Source organism: Psychrosphaera sp. (assembly GCF_982872775.1).
In genome coordinates, this window is record NZ_CEYNSH010000051.1 from 12,426 (window position 1) to 19,359 (window position 6,934).

A 6,934-nucleotide genomic window follows, 5' to 3' on the forward strand; every position below is an offset into this window, starting at 1 on the left:
AAAGACTGGGTTTCTGCAGACGTAACTCGTTCAGATGCGATCACTCAAGAAGTATTTGGTGGTGCAATCTCAACAGACACTGCTGAGTTCTTAAACCTTCAAGGTGGTCCAATTGGTATCGCTGCTGGTTTTGAATACCGTGAAGAAACGTACACAACTATCACTGACGAGTTAACTAAGTCTGGTGCACTTCTTGGTGCAGCGACTCCTGATGAGTTCGGTGAGTACGACGTATCTGAAAGCTTCGTTGAAATCAGTGTACCTCTACTTGCAGACGTTGACTTTGCTCACGAATTAACGCTTGATGCAGCATACCGTACAGCTGACTATTCACACGCTGGTTCTGCTGACGCGTGGAAAGTTGGTGTTATGTATGCACCAATCGAAGACTTCCGAGTTCGTGCAACGTTAGGTGAAGCGGTACGTGCGCCAAACCTAAGTGAAGCATTCAGCCCACTTTCTCCAGGTTTTGGCCGTGTATCTGATCCATGTGACGCAGATAACATCAACGAAGACCCGGATCGTGAAGGCAACTGTCGTGCCCTTGGTATTCCAGAAGGTTTCGAAGCAAACGATAACGTATCTGTAGATACATTATCTGGTGGTAACCCAGACCTATTCGCTGAAACATCAACGTCTAGAACTGTTGGTATCGTATGGACTCCAGAATTCATTGAGAACTTCACAGTTACAATGGATTACTATGACATTGAAATCGAAGATGCGATCATTTCTGTTGCAGTTCAAGACATTGCTGATAACTGTGTTGACGCGACTGGTGGTCCAGACGAGTTATACTGTAACGCAATTGACCGTGACCCAACGACTAAAGACATCGACTTAGTTCGTTCAGGTTTCTTAAACGCTTCTGCTTACAACGTACGTGGTGTTGAATCTGAAGTTAACTACTCTACTTCTTTAGAAGACTTCGAACTACCTGGTGAAGTTTCTGTTAAGTTATTCGTTTCAAAACTTATGGAACTTGAGCGTTTTGAATTCCAAGACCGTCCAGACGAAATCAACGTTGAAGAAGGTGAAACAGGTGACCCTGATTTACAAATCCGTTTAACTACTAACTATCGTTTAGATGACTTACTAGTTAACTGGACAATGCGTTCACTTAACCGCGTTGTAACGTATGACGTGTCTCCAGGTGGTGGTTCTCCAGAAGATACATACCCGTACTGGATTCCTTCAATCGTTACACACGACTTCTCAGCAAACTACTACATCAACGACAGCGTTCGTGTAGACTTCGGTATTCGTAATGCGTTTGATAAGTTACCTCCGGGTTACACTATCAACCCAATTTACGACATCGTTGGTCGTCGTATCTTCACAGGTCTTAACGTTAAATTCTAATTTAGCCTTATCCTGATAAAAAGGTCGCCTTGTGCGACCTTTTTTTATGCCTCATTGTTCGTTGTTAGTAACGTATAGACTAATAGCTAGTTAACCAGCCTCATCTTCTTTTAAACGTCATCACTTTGTTAAGTCCATTCAAATTAAACATAAAAAAAGGCCGCCAATGGCGACCTTATTATTTCTTGTAGCTTGTTAGCTAAACATTAAGCGATTGGTTTAGCTTAATTTTGCTAATGCGTCGTTTAATGTTGAGCTTGGACGCATCGCTGCAAAGCCTTTCTCATCAGATGGACGGTAGTAACCACCGATGTCCATTGGTGTGCCTTGAGCGCTGTTAAGCTCGTTCACAATAACTTCTTCATTAGCTGTCATTACTTCAGCAACCTCAGCAAACTGACCTTTAAGTTCAGCGTCATCGTTCTGAGCCGCTAATTCTTGTGCCCAGTACATCGCTAAGTAGAAGTGAGAACCGCGGTTATCCAGTTCGTTTACACGACGTGAAGGCGACTTATTGTTATCTAGGAACTTAGCGGTTGCTTTATCAAGAGTAACTGATAAAACACGTGCTTTTTCGTTACCTGCAGTGTTCGCTAGGTGCTCATAAGAAGCCGCTAACGCTAAGAACTCACCTAGTGAATCCCAACGTAAGTGGTTTTCTTTTTCGAACTGCTGAACGTGCTTAGGCGCTGAACCACCTGCACCAGTTTCGAATAAGCCACCACCGTTCATTAGAGGAACGATAGATAACATCTTCGCTGATGTACCAAGCTCTAAGATTGGGAATAAGTCAGTTAGGTAGTCACGTAATACGTTACCAGTAACAGAAATTGTGTCTTCGCCACGCTTCATACGCTCAAGTGAGAAACGAGTCGCTTCTACTGGCGCAAGGATACGTAGGTCTAAACCGTCTGTATCGTGGTCTTTAAGATACTCGTTTACTTTCTTGATTAACTCAGCGTCGTGTGCACGAGCTTCGTTTAACCAGAATACCGCTGGCATGCCAGATAGACGAGAACGGTTAACCGCTAGTTTAACCCAGTCACGGATTGGTGCGTCTTTAACTTGACACATACGGTAGATGTCACCCGCTTCAACAGTGTGTTCGAAAACAACATTGCCATCTTGGTCTGTTACTTTAACAGTACCGTTTGCTGGGATTTCAAATGTCTTGTCGTGAGAACCGTACTCTTCCGCTTTTTGAGCCATAAGACCAACGTTAGGAACTGTACCCATAGTTGCTGGATCAAATGCGCCATTTTCTTTACAGAAAGAAATCGTCTCTTGGTATACACCCGCATAACAACGGTCAGGAATAACCGCTTTCATGTCTTGTTGCTTGCCTTCTGCATTCCACATTTGACCAGAAGTACGGATAGCCGCTGGCATTGAAGCATCGATGATTACGTCTGAAGGAACGTGTAAGTTTGTAATACCACGGTCAGAGTCAACCATTGCGATATCAGGTGCAGTTTCATAAACCGCCATGATGTCCGCTTTGATTTCTTCTTGCTTAGCAGCGTCTAACTTTTCGATTTTTGCGTAAACATCGCCAAGACCGTTACGTACGTCAACACCGATTTCTTCAAATGTTGCAGCGTGCTTGGTAAATACGTCTTTGTAGAAAGCTTTAACAATGTGACCGAAGATGATTGGGTCAGAAACTTTCATCATTGTTGCTTTTAAGTGAGCTGAGAACAATACGCCCTGCTCTTTAGCGTCAGCAATTTCTTTCGCTAAGAACTTTTGAAGTTCTGCAACGCTCATAAATGTCGCGTCAACAATCTCACCCGCAAGTACAGGAACAGATTCTTTTAATACTTTTGAAGAGCCGTCAGCGCCTACAAATTCAATTTTCAGGCTACCGTCTTTAGCGATAGTCGTTGATTTTTCGCTTGCGAAGAAATCACCTTGCTCCATGTGAGCAACGTGAGACTTAGAATCTTTTTTCCACTCACCCATTGAGTGAGGGTTTTTCTTTGCATATTGCTTAACAGCACCTGGTGCACGACGGTCAGAGTTACCTTCACGTAATACTGGGTTAACTGCTGAACCTAATACTTTTGCATAAGCCGCTTTAATTGCCGCTTCTTCATCGTTAGCTGGTTCTTCTGGGAATTCAGGAAGTACTACACCCTGTGCTTGTAATTCTTTGATTGCTGCTTTTAACTGAGGGATTGAAGCAGAGATATTAGGAAGCTTGATAATGTTCGCTTCAGGTGTTTTGGCTAACTGGCCTAAGTAAGCTAGGTCATCAGAAACGCGTTGGTCTTCAGGCAAGAAGTCATTTAGGTTTGCAATGATACGTGCCGCTAGTGAAATATCACGAGTTTCAACGTCGATGCCAGCTGTTTTACTGAACGCTTCAACGATTGGTAAAAATGAATAGGTCGCCAGAGCCGGCGCTTCATCTGTTTTAGTGTAGATGATTTTAGATGTCATTTAGATTCCCTACATTTGCAGTGAGTTGTTCGTCGCTAAAGTATAGCGGACGATTATCTGAATATAAGTCTGAATTTTGGGTGTGCATACTATAAAATACCAGCCCTTTTTGAAAGTCCTTTGTATATAATAGCGTTATGAAAACTGTAAAAAATAATACCCACAGACCGAAATCGGCAAGCAAGCCATCAAAAAAGCCTCATAGACGAAGAAATAACGCCTCTGGCGGGGTTTCTAGAACAAAGGGACCTACAAAGGTAGTCTTAGTCAATAAGCCATTTGACGTATTGACTCAATTCACCGATCAAGAAGGACGTAAAACCCTTAAAGACTATGTACCGATAGAAGGTGTATACCCAGCGGGACGCTTAGACAGAGATAGTGAAGGGTTAGTTGTACTGACCAATGACGGTAAATTACAAAACAAAATATCCAGTCCAAAACACAAAACCTCCAAGTGCTATTGGGTTCAGGTAGAAGGCGAAGTGAGTGAACAGGGGTTAAAAGCGCTAGAAGAAGGGGTTGAGTTAAAAGATGGCATGACGCAACCAGCAAAAGTAAAAATCATTGAAGAGCCAGCGATCTTGTGGCCAAGAGTTCCACCAATTCGTGAACGACAAAACATTCCAACGACCTGGTTAGAAATGACTATTTCAGAGGGCCGAAATCGTCAAGTTCGCAGAATGACTGCTCATATAGGCAACCCGACGCTACGTTTAATACGTTATCGCGTGGGAAGTTGGACCCTTGATGGCATCTCTTTAGGTGAATATAAGTTACTCGAAACAAAATAATGTAAATTACATATCAAGCCGTACTCAACAGCAGATTGTTATGGTAGAATCCGCGCAATTTTTAATAGCCTAGGTGAATTGCTTCGAATATGTCAGAAATTAAATCTGAAACAGTATCAGACAACGCAACTAAAAAAGTCATTATCGGCATGTCCGGTGGTGTCGATTCTTCTGTATCTGCTTACCTGCTAAAACAGCAAGGTTATCAAGTAGAAGGTTTGTTCATGAAAAACTGGGAAGAAGATGACGATGATGAATATTGCGCTGCAGCTGAAGATTTAAAAGATGCTCAAGCAGTTTGTGACAAACTAGGTATCGAGTTACACACAGTCAATTTTGCAGCCGAGTATTGGGACAATGTTTTTGAGCATTTCCTTGCTGAATACAAAGCGGGTCGCACACCTAACCCAGACATCATGTGTAACAAAGAAATCAAGTTTAAGGCGTTTTTGCAATTTTCTGCTGAAATTCTTGGTGCTGATTACATCGCAACTGGTCACTATGTTCGCCGCACCAAAGGTGACCAACCACAAATGTTACGTGGTTTAGATAACAACAAAGATCAGTCTTACTTCTTGTATGCCATCGGTGAAAAGCAAATTGCTCAAACCCTATTCCCTGTCGGTGAATTAGAAAAGCCAGAAGTACGTCGCATTGCGGAAGAACAAGGCTTAGTGACCGCCGACAAAAAAGACTCAACGGGTATTTGTTTTATCGGTGAGCGCAAATTCAAGGACTTTCTACAGAAGTTCTTACCAGCTCAACCAGGTAACATTGAAACACCAGAGGGCAAAGTTATCGGTGAGCACGAAGGTTTGATGTATCACACCTTAGGTCAGCGCAAAGGTTTATTAATTGGCGGTTTAAAAGAGTTCAACGACCAACCATGGTTCGTGGTTGATAAAGACGTCGAGCGCAACGTATTAATTGTAGGTCAGGGCAAAAATCACCCTCTTCTATTCTCAAACGGATTGGTTGCAAAACAATTAAATTGGATTGATGGTAAAGGCCCACAGGGTCCAAGTCGCTTGACTGTTAAAACAAGATACCGTCAGGAAGACATTCCTTGTTCAGTCGTTCCAGACCAAGAAAATGGTACCATTCGCGTATTATTTGACGAGCCTCAACGTGCTGTAACACCAGGACAATCTGCAGTGTTTTACGACGGAGATGTATGTCTAGGTGGCGGTATCATTGAACAGTACATTCGCTAATCAATGTGTAATTGGACGATAAACTAATTCTTATGGGTCAAGAACAGCGAAATCAAACCATTGCAATGGCAGCCATTTGTCAGGCTGCCCTAATGATTCAACAAGCCGCCAAAGGTCAGTCTATTAACTACGAAACACTTGAGGCTTTGCTTGCTGGGGTAATGAATACAAACCCAAATTCACCAGAAGATGTATACCCTAGCCCTCACCTTTTAGAAGCTGGTAGTGCAATGCTTGTCCATCAACTTAGCGGGCAAGCCTCATCAAAAGACGTCGAAGTTACACGCTATTTAGCTGGTATTATGTCACTTTCCAAGAAGGTGATGAAAAGCCAGGGGGCAGGCTCTGAACTAACTAGCGCCATCGAAAATATTGAACGTCGTCTTGAACACTTTGAACTTACTTCGCCAACCGTCATAGAAAACTTTGCCGATGCTTACAGCAAAATCATTAGTCCTATTGGTCAAAAGATCAAAGTCATCGGTACGCCAGCTATATTGAAACAGCCAAGTGTGCAAAGTTTGGTTCGAGCACTGTTATTAGCAGGAATCCGCGCTGCAGTATTATGGCGTCAAACCGGCGGTCAGCGCAGACAATTTATTTTTAGCCGAAATGCAATCTTAAAGAATGCGATTTCATTAAACAAAGAATTATCAATCATCAGTTAAGAGGTCATCATGCAACTCTCTGCACTTACAGCAATATCACCAGTAGACGGTCGCTACGGAAGCAAAGCGAGTGAACTTCGCTCTATCTTTAGCGAATTTGGATTAATCAAATACCGTGTTGTTGTTGAAGTTCGTTGGTTACAAAAGCTCGCTCAAACAGCAGCAATTAAAGAAGTTCCTGAGTTTTCTGCACAAGCAAATGCCCTCTTAAATGAAATCGTTGACAACTTCTCTGAAGAAGATGCACAGCGAATCAAAGACATCGAGCGCACAACTAACCACGATGTTAAAGCGGTTGAGTACTTCTTAAAAGAAAAAGTATCTTCAAACGAAGAGTTAACAGCGGTAAATGAGTTCATCCACTTTGCATGTACTTCTGAAGACATCAACAATTTATCTCACGGCTTAATGTTAACAGCCGCACGTGACGAAGTTGTTTTACCTTACTGTGACA

At 42.6% G+C, this 6,934-nt stretch carries 6 protein-coding genes; 5 read left to right on the forward strand and 1 reads right to left on the reverse strand.

Annotated elements, in window-relative coordinates:
* Positions 1-1,362: TonB-dependent receptor (locus AC4E96_RS12395; RefSeq protein ID WP_490256039.1), on the forward strand; the 1,362-nt coding region annotated here is incomplete at its 5' end.
* Positions 1,363-1,581: 219 nt separating this feature from the next.
* Here AC4E96_RS12395 and AC4E96_RS12400 read toward each other — a convergent pair.
* Positions 1,582-3,804 (reverse strand): NADP-dependent isocitrate dehydrogenase, encoded by a 2,223-nt coding sequence (locus AC4E96_RS12400; RefSeq protein WP_490256040.1) that lies wholly within the window; start codon positions 3,802-3,804, stop codon positions 1,582-1,584.
* 137 nt (positions 3,805-3,941) lie between these two features.
* On the opposite strand from AC4E96_RS12400, the gene AC4E96_RS12405 reads away from it, so the two are divergent.
* From AC4E96_RS12405 to AC4E96_RS12420, 4 genes are all read left to right on the forward strand, one after another.
* Positions 3,942-4,598, forward strand: coding sequence for a pseudouridine synthase (locus tag AC4E96_RS12405; protein WP_490256041.1), 657 nt, complete (start codon positions 3,942-3,944; stop codon positions 4,596-4,598).
* 89 nt (positions 4,599-4,687) lie between these two features.
* The gene (gene mnmA, locus AC4E96_RS12410) at positions 4,688-5,812 is read left to right on the forward strand and encodes a tRNA 2-thiouridine(34) synthase MnmA (protein WP_490256042.1); all 1,125 of its coding nucleotides are present in this window, start codon (positions 4,688-4,690) and stop codon (positions 5,810-5,812) included.
* A gap of 11 nt (positions 5,813-5,823) precedes the next feature.
* Entirely contained in the window at positions 5,824-6,480 is a 657-nt protein-coding gene (gene hflD / locus AC4E96_RS12415; RefSeq protein WP_490256043.1) for a high frequency lysogenization protein HflD, read from the forward strand.
* Positions 6,481-6,489: 9 nt separating this feature from the next.
* Positions 6,490-6,934 (forward strand): lyase family protein (locus AC4E96_RS12420; protein WP_490256044.1); only part of this gene is annotated, 445 nt, incomplete at its 3' end.